At 62.3% G+C, this 22,192-nt stretch carries 16 protein-coding genes and 1 pseudogene; 15 read left to right on the plus strand and 2 right to left on the minus strand.

The features are described from left to right. Nucleotides 1–13: 13 nt before the first annotated feature. From NTD89_RS28775 to NTD89_RS28835, 13 genes are all read left to right on the plus strand, one after another. On the plus strand, nucleotides 14–967 hold the full coding sequence (locus NTD89_RS28775) for a D-2-hydroxyacid dehydrogenase family protein (protein ID WP_262210915.1): 954 nt from the start codon (nucleotides 14–16) through the stop codon (nucleotides 965–967). Nucleotides 968–1,475: 508 nt separating this feature from the next. Continuing rightward, a complete protein-coding gene (gene glgA, locus NTD89_RS28780; RefSeq protein WP_145161041.1) occupies nucleotides 1,476–3,032 on the plus strand; it encodes a glycogen synthase GlgA in 1,557 nt (518 codons plus the stop codon). A gap of 19 nt (nucleotides 3,033–3,051) precedes the next feature. Continuing rightward, nucleotides 3,052–4,797 carry a malto-oligosyltrehalose trehalohydrolase gene (gene treZ, locus NTD89_RS28785; protein ID WP_262210916.1) on the plus strand — a complete coding sequence of 582 codons (1,746 nt, stop codon included), beginning with the start codon at nucleotides 3,052–3,054 and terminating at the stop codon, nucleotides 4,795–4,797. Beyond that, the gene (gene malQ / locus NTD89_RS28790) at nucleotides 4,794–6,878 is read left to right on the plus strand and encodes a 4-alpha-glucanotransferase (RefSeq protein ID WP_262210918.1); all 2,085 of its coding nucleotides are present in this window, start codon (nucleotides 4,794–4,796) and stop codon (nucleotides 6,876–6,878) included. Before treZ ends, malQ begins: the two co-directional genes overlap by 4 nt. After that, a complete protein-coding gene (locus NTD89_RS28795) occupies nucleotides 6,875–9,631 on the plus strand; it encodes a malto-oligosyltrehalose synthase (protein ID WP_262210919.1) in 2,757 nt (918 codons plus the stop codon). Before malQ ends, NTD89_RS28795 begins: the two co-directional genes overlap by 4 nt. Nucleotides 9,632–9,655: 24 nt before the next feature. Further along, nucleotides 9,656–9,925 (plus strand): DUF2934 domain-containing protein, encoded by a 270-nt coding sequence (locus NTD89_RS28800; RefSeq protein WP_106579064.1) that lies wholly within the window; start codon nucleotides 9,656–9,658, stop codon nucleotides 9,923–9,925. 133 nt (nucleotides 9,926–10,058) lie between these two features. Beyond that, nucleotides 10,059–12,215: a glycogen debranching protein GlgX gene (glgX, locus tag NTD89_RS28805; protein WP_145161049.1), complete on the plus strand. Its 2,157-nt coding sequence runs from the start codon at nucleotides 10,059–10,061 to the stop codon at nucleotides 12,213–12,215. A gap of 1 nt (nucleotide 12,216) precedes the next feature. Further along, nucleotides 12,217–13,215: an acyl-CoA dehydrogenase family protein gene (locus tag NTD89_RS28810; RefSeq protein WP_262210922.1), complete on the plus strand. Its 999-nt coding sequence runs from the start codon at nucleotides 12,217–12,219 to the stop codon at nucleotides 13,213–13,215. After that, a complete protein-coding gene (locus tag NTD89_RS28815; protein ID WP_262210924.1) occupies nucleotides 13,212–13,970 on the plus strand; it encodes a PIG-L deacetylase family protein in 759 nt (252 codons plus the stop codon). The genes NTD89_RS28810 and NTD89_RS28815 overlap by 4 nt, the downstream gene beginning before the upstream one ends. After that, on the plus strand, nucleotides 13,967–14,566 hold the full coding sequence (locus NTD89_RS28820; protein WP_262210926.1) for a nodulation S family protein: 600 nt from the start codon (nucleotides 13,967–13,969) through the stop codon (nucleotides 14,564–14,566). The genes NTD89_RS28815 and NTD89_RS28820 overlap by 4 nt, the downstream gene beginning before the upstream one ends. Next, nucleotides 14,563–15,222, plus strand: coding sequence for a glycosyltransferase (locus tag NTD89_RS28825; RefSeq protein WP_262210928.1), 660 nt, complete (start codon nucleotides 14,563–14,565; stop codon nucleotides 15,220–15,222). The genes NTD89_RS28820 and NTD89_RS28825 overlap by 4 nt, the downstream gene beginning before the upstream one ends. A 178-nt stretch (nucleotides 15,223–15,400) precedes the next feature. Continuing rightward, complete coding sequence (locus NTD89_RS28830) at nucleotides 15,401–16,162, plus strand: PIG-L deacetylase family protein (protein ID WP_262210930.1); 762 nt, start codon at nucleotides 15,401–15,403, stop codon at nucleotides 16,160–16,162. A gap of 140 nt (nucleotides 16,163–16,302) precedes the next feature. Then, entirely contained in the window at nucleotides 16,303–17,334 is a 1,032-nt protein-coding gene (locus tag NTD89_RS28835; protein ID WP_262210932.1) for an alpha/beta fold hydrolase, read from the plus strand. A 153-nt stretch (nucleotides 17,335–17,487) separates the two neighbouring features. On the opposite strand, the pseudogene NTD89_RS28840 reads toward NTD89_RS28835, so the two are convergent. Beyond that, nucleotides 17,488–17,739: pseudogene (locus NTD89_RS28840) on the minus strand (molybdopterin-binding protein); the annotation flags it as partial. A gap of 208 nt (nucleotides 17,740–17,947) precedes the next feature. Here NTD89_RS28840 and NTD89_RS28845 point away from each other — a divergent pair. Next, nucleotides 17,948–20,107, plus strand: coding sequence for a TonB-dependent siderophore receptor (locus NTD89_RS28845; RefSeq protein ID WP_262210933.1), 2,160 nt, complete (start codon nucleotides 17,948–17,950; stop codon nucleotides 20,105–20,107). A gap of 181 nt (nucleotides 20,108–20,288) precedes the next feature. Further along, nucleotides 20,289–21,782: a methyl-accepting chemotaxis protein gene (locus NTD89_RS29420; protein WP_315975625.1), complete on the plus strand. Its 1,494-nt coding sequence runs from the start codon at nucleotides 20,289–20,291 to the stop codon at nucleotides 21,780–21,782. A 2-nt stretch (nucleotides 21,783–21,784) separates the two neighbouring features. On the opposite strand, the gene NTD89_RS28855 is transcribed toward NTD89_RS29420, so the two are convergent. Beyond that, nucleotides 21,785–22,111: a helix-turn-helix domain-containing protein gene (locus NTD89_RS28855; protein WP_242198143.1), complete on the minus strand. Its 327-nt coding sequence runs from the start codon at nucleotides 22,109–22,111 to the stop codon at nucleotides 21,785–21,787. Between the last annotated feature and the right edge of the window lie 81 nt (nucleotides 22,112–22,192).

Here is a 22,192-nt window from a genome sequence, read left to right on the forward strand (position 1 = left end):
GAGGCACTCGTGAATGTCGGTACAGATCGCAGTCATTGATGATTGGCAGGATGTAGCCAGTGGCGTGGTGGATTGGTCGGTGCTGCAGTCGGTGGGCCAGGTGCATTTCCTGCACGACTACCCGGCGGACACCGCGTTGATGATTGAGCGCTTGAAGGGATTTGAAGTGATTTGCGTGATGCGCGAACGCTCGACCTTCGACAAGGCGCTGTTGCAGGGCCTGCCCGGGCTGAAATTGCTGGTGACCGGCGGCATGCGCAACGCGGCCATCGACATCGCGGCGGCCAAGGCCTTGGGAATCCAGGTGTGTGGCACCGACAGCTATAAGCAGGCGGCGCCGGAATTGACCTGGGCACTGATCATGGCCTCGACCCGCAACCTGCTGGTCGAGGCCAATGCGTTGCGCGACGGCGGCTGGCAGGTTGGCCTGGGCGGTGATCTGTACGGCAAGACCCTGGGGATCCTGGGGCTGGGCAGCATTGGTCAGAAGGTCGCGCAATTTGCCCAGGTGTTCGGCATGCGTGTTATCGCCTGGAGTGAAAACCTCACACCAGAACGTGCGGCCGAGTCGGGAGTGACCTGGGTCAGCAAGCGCGAGCTGTTTGAACAGGCCGATATCCTGACGGTGCATCTGGTACTCAGTGATCGCAGCCGCGGCTTGGTGGATGCCCAGGCGCTGGGCTGGATGAAGCCGACCGCACGGCTGGTGAATACGGCACGCGGGCCGATCGTAGACGAACAGGCGCTGGTGCAGGCCTTGTCCACCGGACGCCTGGCCGGGGCGGCGTTGGACGTGTATAGCCAAGAGCCACTGCCTGCGGAGCATCCGTTCCGGCGCTTGCCCAATGTATTGGCCACGCCGCATGTGGGTTACGTGAGCGAGCAGAATTACCGGCAGTTCTACCAGCAGATGATCGAGGATATCCAGGCCTGGGCCGGCGGCACGCCCATTCGAGTGCTCGGGTAGCGCACCAATCAGGGGCGTACGCACTGCTCTGGCGAGGTGCGTGCACCCACTGGGGCGTGCGAAGCGACCCTGCGCTTGACTGCAGAACCCCGGGCAGTGTGCGGCTCAACGCGAGCACATCTTGAGGCCACGCATTCCCCGACAACTCCGACGATCAGCGCAAGCATTCAACCTTGCATATCGTTAAAAGTTTTTTGTCCTACAAAATTCCCGCATAAACCCTACAGGCTCTGGGATCTGGCCTAGACTCATGACCGATGGGTCCGTTCCAAAACAAAAACCCCGCAAAAAATCGAAACTTTCCAACTCTGCCATAGGTCCAGTTTTTAAGGGAGGCGAGTGCACGCGGTTCACGCCAAATGCCCGTCCATCCACTCTTTTTTAGCAATGAGTGCAACTGGCATACGCCTTGCCAGTTTGTACAGTGCTTGTGCGCCTGGCCGCAGGATGCGGTCTTCGGAGCCGATGGCAGCGGGCCATTAGCCAACCAGATATGTCGGAGAGAACTATGATCAGTGCTGCAGTAGAAACTCAGGGAGAGCGTTTTAGTCAGCCGGTAGGGGGGCCAACATCGTTGACCGACCTGCCCAACACTGTGCGGCCGATCGTGAGTCAGAACCCTAATAGAAAGAAAGTCCTGTTTGTCACCTCCGAATTCGCCGACCTGGTGAAAACCGGCGGCCTGGGCGACGTGTCCGCCGCCCTGCCCCGCGCCATGGCGCACTTGCACGACGTGCGTGTGCTGATTCCGGGTTATCCGCAAGTGATGGAAAGCGACAACCCGATCCATATCATCGGCGAACTGGGTGGCCACGCAGCGCTGCCGCCGTGCAAGATCGGGCGCATGGATCTCAAGGATGGCCTGGTCATCTATGTGCTGATCTGCCCCGAGCTGTATGAGCGCGAAGGCACGCCGTACGGCGCCAACAACGGCCGTGACTGGCCGGACAACCACATTCGCTTCGCACGCCTGGGCCTGGCCGCCGCCGACATGGCTGCCAACCTCGCACAGATCCACTGGTGCCCGGACCTGGTGCACGCCCATGACTGGCCCGCTGGCCTGGCTCCGGCTTATATGCACTGGCGTGGTTCGCGTACGCCGACGCTGTTCACCATTCATAACCTCGCCTACCAAGGCGTGGTCAGCCTGGCCTCCACCCCTGAGCTGGGGATCCCGCCGCATGCCCTGCAACAGGAAGGCATGGAGTTCTACGGCAAAATGTCGTTCCTCAAGGCCGGCATGGCGTATTCCAGCCATATCACCACCGTGAGCGCCACGTACGCCCAGGAAATCACCACACCGGAATTCGGTTGCGGCCTTGATGGCTTCCTGGCGAGCAAGACTCAACAGGGCCTGCTCAGTGGTATCCCCAACGGTATCGATGAAAGCTGGGAGACCTCCACCGACACGCACCTGACCCACAACTTCAACATTGGTGACTGGGAAGGCAAAGCCATCAACGCCGCCCATGTGCGCGAGTTGTTCGGCCTGCACGACTCCACCGGCCCGCTGTTTGCGGTGGTGTCGCGCCTGGTTTACCAAAAAGGCCTGGACCTCACCGAGGCGGTCAGCAGCTTTATCGTCGAGAACGGTGGCCAGATTGCCATCATCGGCCGAGGTGAGCCTGAAGAAGAGCACGCCATGCGTGAGCTGGCCCTGCGCTTCCCGGGCCAGGTAGGCGTGCGCATCGGTTTCAATGAAACCGACGCCCGCCGCATGTTCGCCGGCAGTGACTTCCTGTTGATGCCATCGCGCTATGAGCCCTGCGGCCTGAGCCAGATGTACGCCCAGCGCTTCGGCTCGCTGCCGGTGGCGCGCAATACCGGCGGCCTGGCCGACACCATCGAAAATGGCGTCACCGGGTTCCTGTTCAATGAATCCACGGTAGACAGCTACAAGGAAGCGCTGAGCCGCGCCTTCAGGGTATTTGCCAATACCGGCCTGCTCAATGCGATGCGCAGCCGCGCCATGACACAACCGTTCAACTGGTCCCAGGCAGTGGAACCCTACGCCGAACTGTATGAACAGCTTGTGGCTAAAGCACTGGGGAAATCGAACAAATAATCAAGGGAGGGCTTCATAGATGCCGTCACGGACTCTGGAAACCTGGCCCCACGGCGCAATTATGCTGGACGCGCAACACACGCGTTTTGCCCTGTGGGCGCCAGACGCGTTTTATGTCAGCGTTGAATTGGAAGACGGCAAGTCCATCGCCATGTTGCCTCAGGCAGATGGCTGGTTTGAGGTAGAGATAAAGTGCCCGGCGGGCACTCGCTACCGCTACAACATCGACGGCGAAAACGATGTACCCGACCCGGCATCCAGGGCGCAAGCCCAGGATGTTCATGGTTGGAGCGTGGTTGTCGATCCACTCGCCTATCACTGGCGCCACAGCCAATGGCAAGGCCGCCCATGGCACGAAGCGGTGATCTACGAGCTGCACGTGGGTGCGCTGGGTGGCTACGCCGCCGTACAAGAGCAACTGCCACGCCTGGCTGAACTGGGCGTCACTGCGATTGAATTGATGCCGTTGGCGCAATTTCCCGGCGAACGCAATTGGGGTTACGACGGGGTTCTGCCTTATGCGCCACACTCCTCTTATGGCTCGCCGGAACAGCTCAAGCAATTGATCGACAGCGCCCACGAACACGGCCTGGCGGTGATGCTCGATGTGGTTTACAACCACTTCGGCCCGGACGGCAACTACCTGGGCCAATACGCCAAAGGCTTCTTTCAAGAAGACGTGCACACGCCCTGGGGCGCTGGCATTGATTTTGATCGTCGCGAAGTGCGCGACTTCTTCCTCGACAATGCGTTGATGTGGTTGCTCGAATACCGCTTCGACGGCCTGCGTCTGGACGCGGTGCACGCGATCGACAATCCCGATTTTCTCAAGGAGCTGGCCCACCGTGTTCGCCAGCAGGTGGACACGGGCCGGCACGTTTGGCTGGTGCTGGAAAACGAGCTGAACCAGGCCAGCCTGTTGAAAAACGATTTCGACGCGCAGTGGAACGATGACTTTCACAACGTGCTGCACGTATTGCTCACCGGCGAAACCGACGCCTATTACAGCGACTTCGCCGAAAACCCTACCGAAAAGCTGGCGCGCTGCCTGGGTGAGGGGTTCATCTATCAGGGCCACACCACCCGCCACGGCCATGAGCGCGGCGAACCCAGTGGGGACTTGCCGCCCAGCGCCTTCGTGGCGTTTTTGCAGAACCATGACCAGATCGGTAACCGCGCACTGGGCGAACGCCTGCATCAGCTGTGCTCGCCGCAGGCGCTCAAGGCAGCCACGACGTTATTGCTGCTGTCGCCGATGATTCCGTTGCTGTTCATGGGTGATGAAGTGAACGCCGAGGAACCATTCCTGTTTTTCACCGATCACCATGGCGAGCTTGCCGAAGCTGTGCGCGAAGGCCGGCGCAACGAGTTTGCCGATTTTGCCGCATTCAAGGACCCGCAAAGGCGCGAACACATTCCCGACCCGAACGCCCTGCCCACCTTTGTGCAATCAGCGCCCGCCTTCACCGAAAACCAACACGCTCAGTTCTACCGCCAACTGTTGAGCTTGCGCCACCAGCGAATCGTGCCGCACTTGCCCGGCAGCGTGGCCTTGGGTGCGCAAGTACTGGGGCAAGGCGCCGTCAGCGCGCGCTGGCGCCTGGGCAACGGCAGTGTGTTGCAGATCGACTTGAACCTGGGCGCCGAACCGCTGGATCACCCCGCGCCGCCGCACCTGCTATTTGAAACGCCTGCCGGTGAAGGGGCGCAATTGGCGCCCTTCAGCGCACGCGTTGCCCTATCCCCTGTTGGAGAGCACCTTTGAGCGAAGCGAACCTGGAAATACTCGCCAGCCGAGCGGGCCTGGCCGTCGATTGGATCGACGCAAACGGCCGTCCGCAACATGTTAAACCCGGCGCCTTGCGCGCCGTTCTCAAAGGTCTGGGCCACCCGGCCGATACCGATGCCGAAATCAACGCCAGCCTGCTCGAACTCGAACAGGTGCAGCAAGACAAACACCTGCCGCCGTTGATGACCGTCGACAGCGGCGAAGGCCTCGACCTGGCACGCTACTTTGCCGCAGACACGCCCTGCCGCGTCAGTCTGGAAACCGGCGAAACCCTGGAGCTGCGCCTCGACGGTGATGCCGTGCTGCCAGGCGTCATCGCGCTGGGCTATCACCAAGTGCACATCGACGACCAGACCTTCACCCTGGCCGTGGCCCCCGCCCATTGCTACAGCGTGGCCGAAGCCGTTGACGCCCAACCCGCGCGCGCCTGGGGCCTGAGCGCCCAGCTGTATGCGCTGCGTCGCCTCGGCGACGGCGGTTTTGGCGACACGCAGGCGTTAGAGCACATGGTCCGCGCCGCCGCCGAACGCGGCGCCGATGCCTTGGCGATCAGCCCGATGCACGCGATGTTCAGCGCGGACACCGAGCGCTTCAGCCCCTACTCGCCGTCCAGCCGCCTGTTTCTGAACAGCCTGTACGCCTCGCCTGCCTGCATTCTGGGCGAGCGCGAAGTGCGTAATGCCATCGACGCCTGCGGTTTGACCGAAGAGCTGCACACGCTGGAACAGCACACGCTGATCGACTGGCCCGCCGCCGCCAAGACCAAGCAGCGCCTGTTGCGCGCCCTGTATGAAGACTTCCGCCACGGCGGACACCCGCAGCATGCCGATTTCCTGAGCTTTCGCCAGAATGGCGGTGAAGCCCTGGAGAACCATTGCCGTTTCGAAGCCGTGCAGGCCGTTCGCGCCGCCGCGGGTGAGGACCTCGACTGGCGGCACTGGCCCGAAGCCTGGCGCACGCCGCAAAGCCCTGAACTGGTTGAGTTCGCCGCTGAACACCGTGACGAAATCGGCTTCTACGCGTTCAGCCAATGGCTGATCGCGCGTTGCCTGGAGCGTGCGCAGCAAGCGGCGCGTGGCAGCGGCATGGGCGTCGGCCTGATTGCCGACCTGGCCGTCGGCGCCGACGGCGGCGGCAGCCAGGCCTGGAGCCGCCAGGATGAATTGCTGGCGAACCTCACCGTGGGCGCGCCGCCCGATATTCTCAACCGCGCCGGTCAAGGTTGGGGCATCTCTGCGTTTTCCCCCGAAGGCCTCAAACGCAATGGCTTCCGCGCCTTTATCGAGATGCTGCGAGCCAACTTCGCCCATGCCGGCGGCCTGCGCATCGACCATGTGATGGGCCTGCAACGCCTGTGGGTGATCCCCATGGATGCCTCCCCGCGCGAGGGTGCGTACCTGTATTACCCGGTGGATGACCTGCTGCGGCTGCTGGCGCTGGAATCCCAACGCCACAAGGCGATTGTGCTGGGTGAAGACCTCGGCACCGTGCCCGACGGCCTGCGCGAAAAACTCAGCGCGCGTTCGATTCTGGGCATGCGCGTGCTGCTGTTCGAACAAAATCACGATGGCCAGTTCAGGCCGATCCTCGACTGGCCGGACAATGCCTTGGCAACCACCAGCACCCACGACTTGCCGACCCTCAACGGTTGGTGGCACAGCCGCGACATCGAGTGGAATATCCAGCTCGGCCTGATCGACGCACCGACGGTGGAGCAATGGAGCGAACACCGCCTGCGCGAACGTCAAGCACTGCGCCAGGCCTTGAGCCAGGACCCGCAGAACTTTGTCGATGAAATTCGCAACGACACCGACCACATGATCGACGCCAGCGTGCGCTACCTCGGCCATACCCGTGCGCCGCTGGTATTGCTGCCGCTGGAAGACGCGCTGGGCATCGAAGAACAAGCCAACTTGCCCGGCACCACCGACACCCATCCCAATTGGCGCCGTCGCCTGCCGGGCGAAGCCGCCAGCCTGCTCGACAACGCCGGCGCTGCCCGCCGCCTCGAACTGCTGGCCGTTGCGCGTAACCAAGCCTATGAGCGTGACCGATGAAAGCACTGCCCCTGCGCGCTACCCAGCGCCTGCAATTCCATAAAGGTTTTACCCTGGACGATGCGGTGCCTCTGGTGCCGTACTTCGCCCAGCTAGGCATCAGCCATTTGTACGCCTCACCGATACTCAGTGCCCGCGCCGGCTCCATGCACGGCTACGACGTGGTCGACCCGACGACCGTCAACCCCGAACTGGGCGGCGAGCCGGCCTTGCGTCGCCTGGTCGCTGCGCTGCGTGAACACCAGATGGGGCTGATCCTCGATATCGTCTCCAACCATATGGCCGTGGGTGGCGCGGACAACCCGTGGTGGCTGGACCTGCTCGAATGGGGACGCCTGAGCCCCTACAGCGAATTCTTCGATATTCAGTGGCACTCGCCAGACCCGTTGCTCAAAGGCCAACTGCTGATGCCGTTCTTGGGCAGCGACTACGGCGAGGCCCTGCAAACCGGCACGCTGACGCTGCATTTTGACGCCGAGCATGGGGCGTTTTACGTCGAGCATTACGAACACCGCTTCCCGATCTGCCCGCGCGACTACGCGTTGATCCTTGGCGCCGACGAGCCGCTCCGGCCGCTGGCCGAGCGTTTCAGCGCGCTGGCCTGTCAGGATGATGCCTACCACGAAGCCGCCTGGCTCAAGCAGGCGCTGGCCGAACGCGCGACCGAAAGCGATGTGCGCCAGGCCATCGAGCAACGTCTGGGCGAGTTCGACGCACGCCAGCCCGAGGGTTTCAATCGTCTGCATCAATTGCTCGAAGAACAAGTCTACCGGCTCGCCAGCTGGCGCACGGCGGCGGACGATATCAACTGGCGGCGCTTCTTTGATGTCAACGAGTTGGGCGGCTTGCGCGTCGAACGCAAGGCGGTGTTCGAGGCCACCCATGGCAAGATTTTCGAGCTGATCAGCGAGGGCCTGATCGATGGCTTGCGCATCGACCATATCGACGGCCTGGCCGACCCACGCGGTTACTGCCGCAAGCTGCGGCGTCGGGTTGATTCACTGGCGCCCGAACGGCACCTGCCGATCTTCGTGGAAAAAATCCTCGGTGAAGGCGAAACCCTGCGCGAAGACTGGAACGTGGACGGCACCACCGGCTACGAATTCATGAACCAGCTGTCGTTGCTGCAGCACGATCCTCAAGGCTTCGAGCCGCTTGCCGAGTTGTGGACCCGCCACAGCGGACGGCCAGCGGCCTTTATCGAAGAAGCCTGGCTGGCGCGCCAGCAGATCCTGAATGGCTCGCTGGCCGGTGACTTCGAAAGCGTGGCCCAGGCCCTGCTGCAAGTGGCCCGTGACGATGTGATGACCCGTGACCTGACCCTGGGCGCGATCCGCCGCGCCTTGCAGGAACTGATCGTGCACTTCCCGGTGTACCGCACTTACATCAGCGCCCGTGGCCGCAGCGAAAACGATGACGTGTTTTTCCTGCAAGCCCTGGCCGGTGCCCGCAGCACCTTGAGCGAAGGCGACTGGCCGGTGCTCGACCACCTGGAAAAATGGCTGGGCGGCCAGCCGTGGCGCCATCGCCCGATCGGGCGTGAGCGCAAGATACTCAAGCATGCCTGTGTGCGCTTCCAGCAACTGACCTCTCCGGCCGCGGCCAAGGCCGTGGAGGACACCGCGTTCTATCGCTCGGCAGTATTGCTGTCGCGCAATGACGTGGGTTTCAGCACCGAGCAGTTCAGTGCGCCGGTGGCGGCGTTTCACACCGTCAACCAACAGCGCTTGCAGACCTTTCCCGACAACCTGCTGGCCACCGCCACCCACGACCACAAGCGCGGCGAAGATACCCGCGCACGCCTGGCGGTATTGAGTGAATGCGCGCCGTGGTATGTCGAACAGGTCGAGCATTGGCGCACCCTCGCCGCCCCGTTGCGCGAGGATGCCAATAGCCCGTCGGCCGGTGACGAGCTGATCCTGTATCAAGTGCTGCTGGGCAGTTGGCCGCTGGACCTGCACCTGGACGTCGAAAACTACCAGCAGCGCCTCTGGCAATGGCAGCAAAAGGCCCTGCGCGAAGCCAAGTTGCAAAGCAGCTGGAGCGCGCCGAACGAGGCCTATGAACAAGGCGTCGAGGCGTTTCTCTCGCGCTTGTTGCTCAGCGAGGCCGGCAGCGCGTTGCGCACCGCCCTGGGCAATGCCGCTCATGCCATTGCCGCGGCGGGCGCAGTCAACAGTCTGGCGCAATCCTTGCTTCGTATCACCGTGCCGGGTGTACCGGACTTGTACCAGGGCGATGAGTTCTGGGACTTCAGCCTGGTGGACCCGGACAACCGTCGTCCGGTGGACTTCAGCGCACGGCAACAAGCGCTGAACACACCGCCGGACATCCCTGAACTGTTGTCCAACTGGCGCGACGGGCGCGTCAAGCAAGCGCTGATTGCCCAAGTGCTGGCGTTGCGCAAGGCGAATCCCGATATCTTCCGCAGCGGCCGCTACACACCGCTGGAGGTCACCGGCACGCACGCAGAACACGTGGTCGCATTCTGTCGCGAACATGAAGGCAAACGCCTGCTGGTGGTGGTGCCGCGCTGGCCTCATCGCCTGCTGGAAAACGGTGAGCGGCCCCACATCAACGCGCAGGTTTGGGGCGATACGCGGGTGAAATTACCGTTCGCCGCGACAACGCAAAACTGGAAGGGACTTTTTCATACAGGCGCAGTCACACCAAACAAGGAGCTGTTGATCAGCGCTGCCCTGGGGGATTTCCCGGTCAATGTCTTTATCAATCCTGATGATCAAGAAAGCTGAAACTTTTCTGTGAGGAGCATTGTGATGAGTACTGAAGACAAACGTATTCGCGAGTTGGCGCATCAGATCTGGGAATCCGAGGGCAAGCCCCACGGAGAGGACACCCGCCACTGGGAGATGGCGCGCAAACTGGCCGAAGCCGAAGCGCTGACGCCGAGCAAGCCCAAGGCCGCTGCCAAGCCGAAAACCGCACCCAAGCCTGCGCCCAAAGCCAAGCCACCAGCACCGGCGGCGAGCAAACCGGCGCCGCCTGCGGCGAAAAAGCCCGCAGCGCCGAAAAAACCCAAGCCTTAAGCGTCACGACCTTACGGGCCTCCTCCCGGCGCTGCCGGCAGGAGGTTCCCTTTTGAATATCCACTGCGTCAGCTGAACGATCGCCAGCACGGTCGCGCTCGGCCCGAAAAAAGACCCTTGCAGGAGCAACTCAATGAGCAAACCAGATAAAAACCAACCGACGCCGGAAAACGAGCCGTCGCGGATTCGTGAAGGTTTGCCCTTCCCCCTCGGCGCCACCTGGGACGGCCTGGGCGTCAACTTTGCGCTGTTCTCGGCCAACGCCACCAAAGTTGAACTGTGCCTGTTTGACGACACCGGCGAAGTTGAGCTGGAACGTATCGAACTGCCCGAATACACCGACGAAACCTTCCACGGTTACCTGCCCGACGCCCACCCTGGGCTGATTTACGGCTACCGCGTATACGGTGCATATGACCCGGCCAATGGTCACCGCTTCAACCACAACAAATTGCTGATCGACCCCTATGCCAAACAGCTGGTGGGCGAACTCAAATGGTCCGAAGCGTTGTTCGGCTACACCATCGGCCACCCCGACGACGACCTCAGTTTCGACGAACGCGACAGCGCGCCCTTCGTGCCCAAGTGCAAGGTCATCGACCCGGCGCACACCTGGGGCAACGACCAGCCGGTGCGGGTGCCATGGGACCGCACAATCATTTATGAAACCCACCTGCGCGGCATCAGCATGCGCCATCCTTCGGTTGGCGAGTCAGTGCGCGGCACCTGCGCCGGGCTGATGGAAGATGACGTGCTCAAGCACATCCGCCAGCTGGGTGTGTCGTCGGTGGAATTGCTACCCGTGCACGCATTCGTCAACGACCAGCACCTGCTGCAAAAAGGCATGACCAACTACTGGGGCTACAACAGCATCGCCTTCTTCGCCCCGGACCCGCGCTACCTGGCCAGCGGCAAGATCGCCGAGTTCAAGGAAATGGTCGCGCACCTGCACGAAGCCAAGCTGGAAGTGATCCTCGACGTGGTCTACAACCACACCGCCGAAGGCAACGAGCGTGGCCCGACCCTGTCCATGCGCGGTATCGACAACGCCTCCTACTATCGCCTGATGCCTGACGACAAGCGCTTCTACATCAACGATTCCGGCACCGGCAACACCCTGGACCTGAGCCACCCGTGCGTGCTGCAAATGGTCACCGACTCCTTGCGTTACTGGGCCACCGAGATGCACGTGGACGGTTTCCGCTTTGACCTGGCGACCATTCTGGGCCGTTACCGCGATGGCTTCGACGAACGCCACAGCTTCCTCGTGGCCTGCCGCCAGGACCCGGTGCTGCGCCAGGTGAAAATGATTGCCGAACCCTGGGACTGCGGCCCCGGTGGCTACCAAGTGGGCAAATTCCCGCCGGGTTGGGTGGAATGGAACGACCGTTTCCGCGACACCGTGCGCGCGTTCTGGAAAGGCGACGACGGCCAGCTGGCAGACTTCGCTGCACGCATGACGGCGTCCGGCGAGATGTTCAACCAGCGTGGTCGACGCCCGTACAGCTCGGTGAACTTCATCACCGCCCACGACGGCTTCACCTTGCACGACCTGGTGTCGTACAACGACAAGCACAACGAAGCCAACGACGAAAATAACCAGGACGGCAGCAACAACAACCTGTCCTGGAACCATGGCGTCGAAGGGCCTACCGAAGACCCGGAAATCAACGCGCTGCGCCTGCGCCAGATGCGCAACTTTTTTGCCACCCTGCTCTTGGCCCAAGGCACACCTATGCTGGTGGCCGGTGACGAGTTCGCACGCACCCAGCACGGCAACAACAATGCCTACTGCCAGGACAGCGAGATCGGCTGGGTCAACTGGGAGCTGGACGACGACGGCAAGGCGCTGCTCAAGTTCGTGAAACGCCTGATCAAGCTGCGCCTGGCGTATCCGATCCTGCGCCGTGGACGCTTCCTGGTGGGTGACTACAACGAAGACATCGGGGTGAAGGATGTCACTTGGCTGGCGCCGGATGGCAACGAAATGACCACCGAACAGTGGCAAGACAGCCATGGCCGTTGCCTGGGCATGCTGATGGATGGCCGCGCCCAGGAAACCGGGATTCGCCGTCCGGGTGGCGATGCGACGTTGCTGCTGGTGGTCAACGCCCACCACGACATGGTCAATTTCCGCCTGCCACCGGTGCCGGAAGGCGAGTTCTGGACCTGCATGCTCGACACCAATGAGCCGGCAGTTCGCGGCCAGGAGCGCTTTGATTTCGAGCACGAGTACGCGGTCACCGGCCGCTCGCTGTTGCTGTTTGAACTGCAGCACGACGAGGTGTGAAATGGCGTTGCATGGATTCCTTCAAAGCTACCGGGGCTATGCGGACACGCACGCTTTGGGCCAAGCCCTGAAGGCACTTCAGGAAGGAGGCCTGGACCAGCTGCCGTTACCCGGCAGTGGCCAGACGCTGGAGCGATTCAGTCGTCTGGCCCAGGTGGCGGGCCACGATCTGCGCCTGTGCAAATTGTTCGAAGGCCACACCGATGCCTTGGCGATCATCGCCGAACTCGACAGCCCCCTGCCGCCTTTGGGCAGCTTGTGGGGCATGTGGGCCGCCGAACCGCCGACAGCCAAGGTGCGCGTGCACCGTGATGGCCATCGGTTGATCGTCGAGGGGCGCAAGGCCTGGTGTTCCGGGGCGGCGGTGGTCAGTCATGGCTTGCTGACCGCCTGGGACGACGAAGACCGTCAACAACTGGTTGCCGTGGACATGGATCAGCCCGGCATTACCGTCACCAATGAAGGCTGGAACGCCGTAGGCATGGCCGCCACTGGCAGCGTCGAGATTGTGTTCGACGGGGCCAAGGGTATTGCCGTCGGCGGGCCGGGTGATTACCTGTCCCGCCCTGGCTTCTGGCAAGGCGGGATTGGCATTGCCGCCTGCTGGTACGGCGGCGCGCAACGCCTGGCCGAAGTGTTGCGCGAGCAATGCAGCAAGCGCCCCGAGCCCCATGCCCTCGCCCACCTGGGCGCAGTGGACAGCGTGCTCAACAGTGCGGCCTGTGTGTTGCGTGACAGTGCAGAACAGGTTGACCGCGCTCCGCGGGCGGATGCACGGCTGCTGGCGCAGCAGGTGCGTGCGTGCATCGAAGATACCGTCGAGCAGGTCATCCACCATGTGGGCCGCGCGGCAGGTGCCGGGCCTTATTGCAGGGACCCGCACTTTGCCCAGTTGATGGCCGACCTGCCGGTGTACGTGCGCCAGAGCCATGCGGAACGCGACCTGGCGGCGTTGGGCGAACAGGTGGCCGAGCAGCCCACAGGGAGGTGGCAGTTATGAAACCCAATCCGATCGTAGGCCAGGGCACGCCACTGCATCAGTGGCAAGCCTCGTCGCACATGGCCGAACTGCCGCACATCAGCGTCGAACAGTTGGTACCCGAAGGGCATCGGGCAGTCATCATTGCCCCGCATCCGGACGATGAAGTGCTCGGTTGCGGCGGCCTGCTGCAAGGCCTGGCAGCCATCGGCCGGCCGATTCAGCTGATTTCGGTGACCGATGGCAGCGCCAGCCATCCGGGCTCCCAGCGCTGGCCGGTGGAGCGCCTGAGTGTGGTGCGCCCGCAGGAATCAGCCCAAGCATTGCACCGCCTGGGTTTGCCGTTGCACAGCCTCAAATGGCTGCGCGCAGGATTCAGCGACAGTCAGGTGGCGGCGCAGGAAGCACAGCTGAGCGCCTTCATCCAACGCTACCTCAAACCCACGGACGTGGTGTTCACCACGTGGCGCGAAGATGGGCATTGCGACCATGAGGCCGTCGGCCGCGCCAGTGCAAAGGCCGCGCATGCGGTCGGCGCGACCCTGTATGAATTGCCGGTATGGACCTGGCACTGGGCAACCCCAGAAGACAGCCAGGTGCCCTGGCACCGCGCGCGCAAAATCCCGCTGACGCCCGAAACGGTGGCGCGTAAGCGGCATGCCATCCACGCGTTTGCCAGCCAGCTGGAGGGCGACCCGCAGATCGGCCTGCCGCCTGTGCTTGCGCCTTATGTGGTGGAACGCCTGCTGCAGCCTTTTGAAGTGGTGTTTATATGAGCGTGGCCACGCCGTATTTCGACCAACTGTTTGCCGGCAATGACGACCCTTGGGCATTTCGCCAACGCTGGTACGAACAGCGCAAACGCGCGCTGACCCTGGCGGCACTGACTCGCCCGCGTTATGCGTCGATATTCGAACCCGGTTGCGCCAACGGCGAGCTGAGCGCCGAACTGGCGCCGCGCTGTGACCGCCTGGTGTGTTGTGACACGGCCAGTGCCGCAGTGGCATTGGCAAAAACCCGGTTGCTGGGGTTCCCCCATGCCGAGGTGCAGCAAAGTCGTTTGCCGGAACAGTGGCCGACCGGCTCGTTCGAACTGATCGTGTTGAGCGAGCTGTGCTACTACCTGGATGCCGATGATTTGCAGCGCCTGGTTGACTGTGCCCTTGGCGCCTTGACCGAAGATGGGCAACTGCTTGCCTGTCACTGGCGCCCCCGCATTGAAGGTTGCCCGCAGACCGCTGAACAGGTGCATGCCCTGCTGCAGCAACGGCTGGGTATGCCGCCGGTGGTGCAGCATCACGAAAGTGATTTCCTGCTCGACCTGTGGAGTCGCGACAGTACCTCGGTCGCCACCCTGGAGGGGCTGCGATGATCGGCGTTCTGATCCCGGTGCATAACGAAGAAGCGCTGCTGGGCGAATGCCTGAAGGCCGCCCTGGTTGCTGCCCGCCATCCGGGGCTGCTCGGCGAAGCGGTTCAGATCCTCACGGTGCTCGACAGCTGCAACGATGGCAGTGCGGCGATCGTGCAAGCCTATGCGGTGCACAGCCTGCACGTGCAGGCGCGCAATGTCGGGCAGGTGCGCGGTGTGGGTGCGCGGCACTTGCTGAATCAAGGTGCACGCTGGATTTCGTGCACGGACGCCGACAGCCGCGTCGCCCCTGACTGGCTGGTGGCGCAATTGGCGCTGGGTGTCGACGCGGTGTGCGGCACCGTGACCGTGGACGCCTGGAGTGAAGGCTTCGACCCCGCGGCAAAAATTCGCTACACCCAGGCCTACCAGGCCCGAGACGGCCATCGGCATGTTCACGGCGCCAATCTGGGCGTGAGTGCTGGCGCCTATGTGCAGGCCGGCGGGTTCGAGCCCCTGGCGTGCCACGAAGATGTGCAACTGGTGCGCAATCTGGAGCGTTGCGGCGCGTCCATCGCCTGGAGTCACAGGCCACAGGTGATTACCAGTGGCCGGCTCGACTGCCGCGCCCAAGGCGGGTTTGGTGACTATTTGAAGAGCCTCATGCAGGCCAGCTGAAAAAATCAACATTTCACGATGTAAAACCCATGAATCCTTGACTATGCTGATAGCGCCTTGCCGGTATTCCAGGGTTGGAGTACCGCGCATCACCGCAGCGGAGTCTGCGGCGAACAAAAAGAGCGTCGTCCCGTCAACGGGGTACGGCCCAGCATCAATCGACAAGGATGTGACACCCATGAAGCCTGCCTCCTTAAGCGAGGGCCGCCGCGGTCCCGCGCAAATCTGGAACAGCGCGCCACAGTTGGCGCAAATTCCCGTTATCCCTCCTTCTTCGCTGGTGCCGCCCGGTGCACGCGTGGTGGTGATTGCTCCGCACCCTGGCGATGAAGTGCTGGCGTGTGGAGGGCTGCTGCAACTGTTCAGTACCCTGGAGCACCCGCTGCTGCTGATCTCGATCACCGATGGCAGCGCCAGCCATCCGGGATCTCACGCATGGCCGGCGAGCCGCCTGAGTGTGATCCGCCCCCAGGAAAGCGCCGAGGCGTTGCGCCGGTTGGGCATGCCGCTGCACAGCTTGAAGTGGATTCGCGGCGGTTTTCGTGACGACGCCCTGGCGAGCAGTGAACAGCCGATGAGCCAGTTCATTGCGCGTTACCTGCAGCCGGGCGACGTGGTGTTCACCACGTGGCGCAACGACGGCAATGACGATCACGACGCCGTCGGCCGTGCCAGCGCCAAGGCCTGCGGCCTGATCGGCGCGCGGCTTTATGAACTGCCCATCTGGGCCTGGCACAGTCCGGCGCGTGAAGCGGCGATGATGCCTTGGCAGCGGGCGCATAAGGTGCGTCTGGACAGCTGGAGCGTCGCGCGCAAACTTCACGCCGCTCATGCCTACGCCAGCCAATTGGTCGGCGACCCGGCCATCGGGCTCGCGCCGATGCTCGCCCAGGAACTGCTGGAGCGCATGCGCGAGCCGTATGAGATCGTGTTCGCGTAGCGCGGGCGGATATGTATCGCAGTGTGTACAGCAGGCGTGGCGATACACAACGTTTAACCCGAGACCGTTCCTGAAACATGCGCGATACAGCGCAGCGGTCAACTGAGTGTCAGGCACCCATCAGCCGCAGGAGGCTCGCCATGCACACGCTGTTGACCCGTCGCGCCAAACACCGTCCGCTTTTTCTGGCATTGGCCTTGTTGCCATTCGGCGCCCTGGGCGTGGCGCACGCTGAAATGCCCGAGCCGCCAACGCCGGCCAGCCATGACCAGTCCGCCTTTGGCGCGCTCAAGCACGTCAAGGCCGGGGTGCTCGATGTGGCCTACGCCGACATTGGCCCGGCCAACGGCCAGGTGGTGATCCTGCTGCACGGCTGGCCCTACGACATCGACAGTTACGCCAACGTCGCGCCGTGGCTGGCGGCCAAAGGCTACCGCGTGTTGATCCCGTATGCCCGCGGCTATGGCGCCACGCGTTTCGTGTCGGATAAAACCCTGCGCAACGGTGAACCGGCGGCGTTGGCACAGGACGTGATCGACTTCATGGACGCGCTGAAGATCAAGCAGGCGGTACTCGGTGGGTACGACTGGGGCGCGCGCTCGGCGGATATCGTCTCGGCGCTGTGGCCGGAGCGGGTCAAGGCATTGGTGTCTGTCAGCGGCTACCTGATCGGCAACCAGGCTGCCGGCCAGCAACCGCTGCCGCCCAAGGCGGAATTGCAGTGGTGGTACCAGTTCTACTTCGCCACCGAGCGCGGCGCCGCCGGCTACCAGAAGAACACCCACGAATTTGCCAGGCTGATCTGGCAAACCGCTTCGCCGAAGTGGGCCTTTGACGAGGCCACGTTCGCACGCAGCGCCAAAGGCCTGGATAACCCTGATCACGTCGCCATTACCGTTTTCAACTACCGTTGGCGCCTGGGTTTGGTGCAAGGCGAGGCGCAATACGACGCGCTGGAACAGCGACTGGCCCAGTCGCCCACCATCGGCGTGCCAACCATCACCTTAGAAGGCGACGCCAATGGCGCACCGCACCCGCAACCCGAGGACTACGCCAAGCGCTTCACCGGCAAGTACGAATTTCGCCTGATCAATGGCGGAATCGGCCACAACCTGCCGCAGGAAGCACCGGCAGCGTTCGCCAAGGCCGTGTTCGACGCCGATCACCTGTGACCTTATCGCGACGAGTGGCACGGGTGCCGACCTTGGGCGGGGCGTGTTTTTTGCTGCTCAGCGCGCGGCTGTAGGAGAAAGGCACTCTCTGGCTTGAACAGTGTTGCCAATTGAACACGGTGGTCCGAATGGGCTCGGGCCACCGTGTGTTGATCAGGCCGGCACGCCGAGAATGATGTGCGAGGCGTTGATCACCGCTGTCGCGCTGACGCCTGGCGCCAAACCCAACTCCCCACCGCGTCGCGGGTGACGATGGCCTAAACCTTCGAACCACCGGCCAATTCGAGCACCACTTCGGCGTTCACCGCACCGTCGTTGACGCTCAGTACCGTGCCTTCCAGGCAGTTGCGCGTCAGTCATCAACATGACCCACGACGCCTTGATCAGTGCCACGGCAACAACTCCAGTGTCCCGTCTGCCGGCGTTGTGCACCTGTATTGGCTACCTGTTGTCGCCCGAGCTGGCGACAAGCCTGAATCGACAATGTGAAAAATTTGTTAAGCATTTAACGTCAAAGGCTTTTTTGCTCGGATCCAATCTGACACACTGATGCGAATAATTATCATCATCTTTGTTATTCGCTAGGGACGGCGCTTTCGGGAGGGTCGGTTTCATGTCTGTGCAACAACACGGCGGTAAAGGTTTTTCACCCAATTTGATCGCGATGGCCATCTGTATTGCCAGCTCACAAGCGGCCTTCGCCGCCGATACGCAGCCGCCAGCCGACGTCGTCGAGTTGGGTGCAACGCAGATCAACACCGAGCAACAACTCGGTGCGACCACCGAAGGCAGCCCGTCCTACACCACCGGCTCGATGGCCACGGCAACCAAACTTCCACTGACGATGCGCGAAACCCCACAGGCCGTCACCGTCATCACGCGACAGCGTATGGATGACCAGGCGATGACCAGCATCAACGACGTGGTCAAGGCCACGCCCGGGTTGTTCCTGAATTTCTCCAGCGGCCCTGGCCGGCAGTCGTACACCTCGCGCGGTTTCGACATCGACAACCTGATGTATGACGGTATTCCCAGCGGCTACAACGGGGTCACGGTCGGCGCCCAGCCGAACCTGGCCATGTTCGACCGCGTCGAGGTAGTGCGCGGCGCAACAGGTCTGGTCACCGGTGCCGGCAACCCTTCAGCCGCCATCAACCTGATCCGCAAGCGACCGCTGGACGAGCAGAAAGTCACCCTCACCGGCGCCGCCGGCAGCTGGGACAATTACCGTGGCGAACTGGACGCCTCCAGCCCGCTCAACGACAGCGGCACATTGCGCGGCCGGGTGGTCACCTCTTACGGTGATGCCAACAGTTTCATCGATAAAGTCCAGGAAGATCACGGCCTGTTCTACGCCGTCACCGAAGCGGATTTGAGCGAAGACACCACCCTGACCCTGGGTTTCTCCAACCAGAAGGACAAGACCAACTACTTCTGGGGATCGGCGATGGTCGGTCAGGACGGCCATCACCTGGACCTGCCGCGCTCCTACAACCCCGGCACTCGCTGGGAGAACAAGGACCAGGAAATCAACACGGTGTTCGCCGAGCTGCGTCAGCGCCTGGCCAACGACTGGAGCCTTCAAGTCAACGCCAACTACGCCGAACAGAACGCGTTGTTTTCAGGCTCTTACCAGTCGCGCTGGGTCAACAACACCCCGGCTCGCACGGTTTACCAGGCGGCCTACGATGAAAACCAGGCCGGCATCGACGCCTTTGCCAGCGGCCCTTTCCAGGCGTTCGGGCGTACCCACGAACTGGTGGTAGGCGCCAGCAAGCGCATCTACGACCTGACCACCCACAGCTACAGCCCGTACGACACCAACTGGCCACTCACCGCCGGCAAGCCGGACTTCGTCCACACCGACAACCAGCGCGAAGTCACCACTCAGGATGGCGTCTACGTCACCACGCGCCTGAGCCTGGCCGACCCGTTGAAGCTGATCCTCGGTGGGCGCCTTGACTGGTATGACTACGACAACCGTGACGGCGACGGTGATTATCATGTCACCCGCAACCTCACCCGCTACGCAGGTTTGATCTACGAGCTGGACGACCATCACTCGGTCTACGTCAGCTACAGCGACATCTTCACGCCGCAAAGTGAAAAGGACACGTCCGGTAAGCCGGTCAAGCCGATTGTCGGCAAGAACTACGAGGTCGGCATCAAGGGCGAATACCTGGGCGGCGCGCTGAATGCGAGCCTGGCGCTGTTCCGCGTCGACCAGGAAAACCGGGCGGTGCAAGTGTTCGTGCCAAACTGCCCGCAGGCCTCCTGCAACGAAGCCTCCGGCGAAATTCGCAGCGAGGGTATCGACGTCGAACTGCAAGGCGCGTTAACCGAGAATTGGCAGGTTGGCGGTGGCTACACCTACGCCCGTACGCACACCATCAAGGACGAGGCCAACCCGCAGAAGGTCAACAAGCAGTACGACACCGACACGCCAGAACAGCTGTTCAAACTGACCACGCGCTACAACCTTCAGGGCCCGCTGGAAAAATTCCGCGTGGGCGGCAACGTCTCCTGGCAGAGCCGCATGTACAACGACCTTGCCCTCGCGGACGGCAGTAAATACCGGCTCAAACAGGGCAGCTATGCCGTCACCGACCTGATGGCCGGCTACCAGGTCAACCAGCACCTGGACCTGCAGCTCAACGCCAACAACATCTTCGACCGTCGCTACTACTCGACCATCGCCAACTCGGTGAGCTACGGCGGTGACGCGTACGGCAACCCACGCAACATGATGCTGACCGCCAAGTACACCTTCTGATCGTCATCGCCTCGGCTATCCGTTCGGGTAGCCGTTCTTAAAGTCCCGTTCAAGGATGCCGATAACGTTCTGGCATCCCTGAATCAAAAAACACACGAATACCTGCTTCACTCCACCGGCGGCCCGTCGTGGCACGCCGCATGCTTGCCTATTACCCGCCGAACACATGGAGTAAGAGTGAATGCCCACCCGCCCGCGTTTTCTAGAGCACTACCGCAAGGCCGATCGCATCATGCTGGCGTTGGTCTGGCTGATGTTTCTGTTCTCACTCGGGCTGGCGTTCTGGCACGACACCTGGCTTCAGGCATTGACCGTGGGCGCAGGCACCAGTGTGGTGCTGACGGTGCTCTATCGCGCCCTCGGCGGGACACGTTTGATGCGCTGCCTGCTGGGCGCCGGCTTGATGGTAATGGCCGCCCTGCACATCAACCAGGCGCAAGGCGTGATCGAATCACACTTCGGCATTTTCGCGTTGCTGGCGGTGCTGACGTTCTACCGCGACTGGCTGCCGATCCTGGTCGCGGCGGCAACGATCGCCGTGCATCACGTGGTCTTCCACGCCTTGCAACATCAAGGCTTCCCGGTGTTTGTGATGGAACACCACGGCGGCTGGAGCATGGTGTTCGTCCACGCCTTTTACGTGGTGATGGAGACCGTCGCCCTGCTCTACCTGGCCATTCACAGCCAGCGTGAGGCGGTCGAAAGCCAGGAAATGCTCGAGAAAATGCTCGCCGTGACCACCCAGCTCACCGTCGAAACCGCCCAGGGTGAAGGCAAAGTGCACGTTTCCCTGGCCAAGCGCTTCGACCACTTCCTGCAGCAAATCACCCACCTGATCGACGGCGTGACCCGCGACTCCCAGGGCCTTGGCCAACTCGGCCAGGAACTGGCCAGTGCCAGCGGCACCCTGGAAAAAGGCGCACGCCATCAGTTGGCAGAAATCACCCAGATGACCGGCTCGATGCAGCGCATGGAAGACGCCATGGGCCACATCACCGTGCACGTTGAACAGGCTGTCGAGCACGCCGGCCAAGCCAGCCAACAAATCGTGCGCGGCCAGGAAAGCGTCGGCCGCGCCCAGCATGAAATCAGCCAACTGGCTTCACGCATTCACGGCACCCACTCCACCGTGCAAGACCTCGCGGCGCAGGCCGAGCAGATCGGCTCGGTGCTCGAAGTGATCAGCAGCATCGCCAACCAGACCAACCTGCTCGCGCTCAACGCCGCCATCGAAGCCGCGCGCGCTGGCGAGCAAGGCCGAGGGTTTGCCGTGGTCGCCGATGAAGTACGCAGCCTGGCCCAGCGCACGGCGGTGTCCACCCAGGAAATCAAACAGATCATCGAAGGCTTGCAACACGGCAGCCGTCAGGCCGTCGAGGCAATGCATGACAGCCAGCAAGGCGTAGAGCGTTGCGTACAAGACAGCCAGTTGGCGGTACAGATGCTGCAAGCAGTAGGCGCCGATATCGCGCGCATCGACGCACTGAATGGGCGGATTGTGAGCACCACGCGCGAGCAGTCCACGGCCAACCTGGAGATTGTCGGGCGCTTGCAAGCGGTGCAGAGCATTGCGCAAAGCACCGCGGATGATGTGGAGACGCTGGCCCGCAGCAGTGAACGGTTACCGCCGATTGCGGTACGCCTGGATGCCTTGGGGCGCAGGTTTCATCAATGAAGTCATGAGTCTCGGGACAATGAGGAGGTGATCTGAGCAATCGCCCCCTGATCCGCCTCGTGCAGCGTGCGGTACTGATTGACGACTTCGGTTTCTTCCACCGTGAGGTCATCCGCGCTCATGTGCGAACGCTCCCCGCTCAGCACATACAGCACATCGACCCCCCTGCGACGGATCGCCATCAGATAGTCCGATTTGGGCAGCCTCTCGCCCCTTTCATAGTGGCCCTGTGCGTTTTCGGCCACACCCCCTATCACACCAAAATCGTGCTGGGAGAGTAAAAGCCTTTTGCGCTCTTCCTTTAAGCGCCCGCCTAAACTGCTGTCCATGTTGAATGCCTGCCATGAGGGTATAAACCACCATACGCCTATACACCTCAAAGAAGGTCACTCATTTGAGTTGACCTTTCA

The sequence above is a fragment of the Pseudomonas sp. 14P_5.3_Bac1 genome, from assembly GCF_025466135.1.
Taxonomy (GTDB): Bacteria; Pseudomonadota; Gammaproteobacteria; order Pseudomonadales; family Pseudomonadaceae; genus Aquipseudomonas.

Bases quoted from the DNA above. Each gene is read 5' to 3' on its own strand.
- NTD89_RS28775 (WP_262210915.1), top strand. From the start codon at position 14: ATGTCGGTACAGATCGCAGTCATTGATGATTGGCAGGATGTAGCCAGT.
- glgA (WP_145161041.1), top strand. From the start codon at position 1,476: ATGATCAGTGCTGCAGTAGAAACTCAGGGAGAGCGTTTTAGTCAGCCG.
- treZ (WP_262210916.1), top strand. From the start codon at position 3,052: ATGCCGTCACGGACTCTGGAAACCTGGCCCCACGGCGCAATTATGCTG.
- NTD89_RS28795 (WP_262210919.1), top strand. From the start codon at position 6,875: ATGAAAGCACTGCCCCTGCGCGCTACCCAGCGCCTGCAATTCCATAAA.
- NTD89_RS28800 (WP_106579064.1), top strand. From the start codon at position 9,656: ATGAGTACTGAAGACAAACGTATTCGCGAGTTGGCGCATCAGATCTGG.
- glgX (WP_145161049.1), top strand. From the start codon at position 10,059: ATGAGCAAACCAGATAAAAACCAACCGACGCCGGAAAACGAGCCGTCG.
- NTD89_RS28810 (WP_262210922.1), top strand. From the start codon at position 12,217: ATGGCGTTGCATGGATTCCTTCAAAGCTACCGGGGCTATGCGGACACG.
- NTD89_RS28815 (WP_262210924.1), top strand. From the start codon at position 13,212: ATGAAACCCAATCCGATCGTAGGCCAGGGCACGCCACTGCATCAGTGG.
- NTD89_RS28820 (WP_262210926.1), top strand. From the start codon at position 13,967: ATGAGCGTGGCCACGCCGTATTTCGACCAACTGTTTGCCGGCAATGAC.
- NTD89_RS28825 (WP_262210928.1), top strand. From the start codon at position 14,563: ATGATCGGCGTTCTGATCCCGGTGCATAACGAAGAAGCGCTGCTGGGC.
- NTD89_RS28830 (WP_262210930.1), top strand. From the start codon at position 15,401: ATGAAGCCTGCCTCCTTAAGCGAGGGCCGCCGCGGTCCCGCGCAAATC.
- NTD89_RS28835 (WP_262210932.1), top strand. From the start codon at position 16,303: ATGCACACGCTGTTGACCCGTCGCGCCAAACACCGTCCGCTTTTTCTG.
- NTD89_RS28845 (WP_262210933.1), top strand. From the start codon at position 17,948: ATGTCTGTGCAACAACACGGCGGTAAAGGTTTTTCACCCAATTTGATC.
- NTD89_RS29420 (WP_315975625.1), top strand. From the start codon at position 20,289: ATGCCCACCCGCCCGCGTTTTCTAGAGCACTACCGCAAGGCCGATCGC.
- NTD89_RS28855 (WP_242198143.1), bottom strand. From the start codon at position 22,111: ATGGACAGCAGTTTAGGCGGGCGCTTAAAGGAAGAGCGCAAAAGGCTT.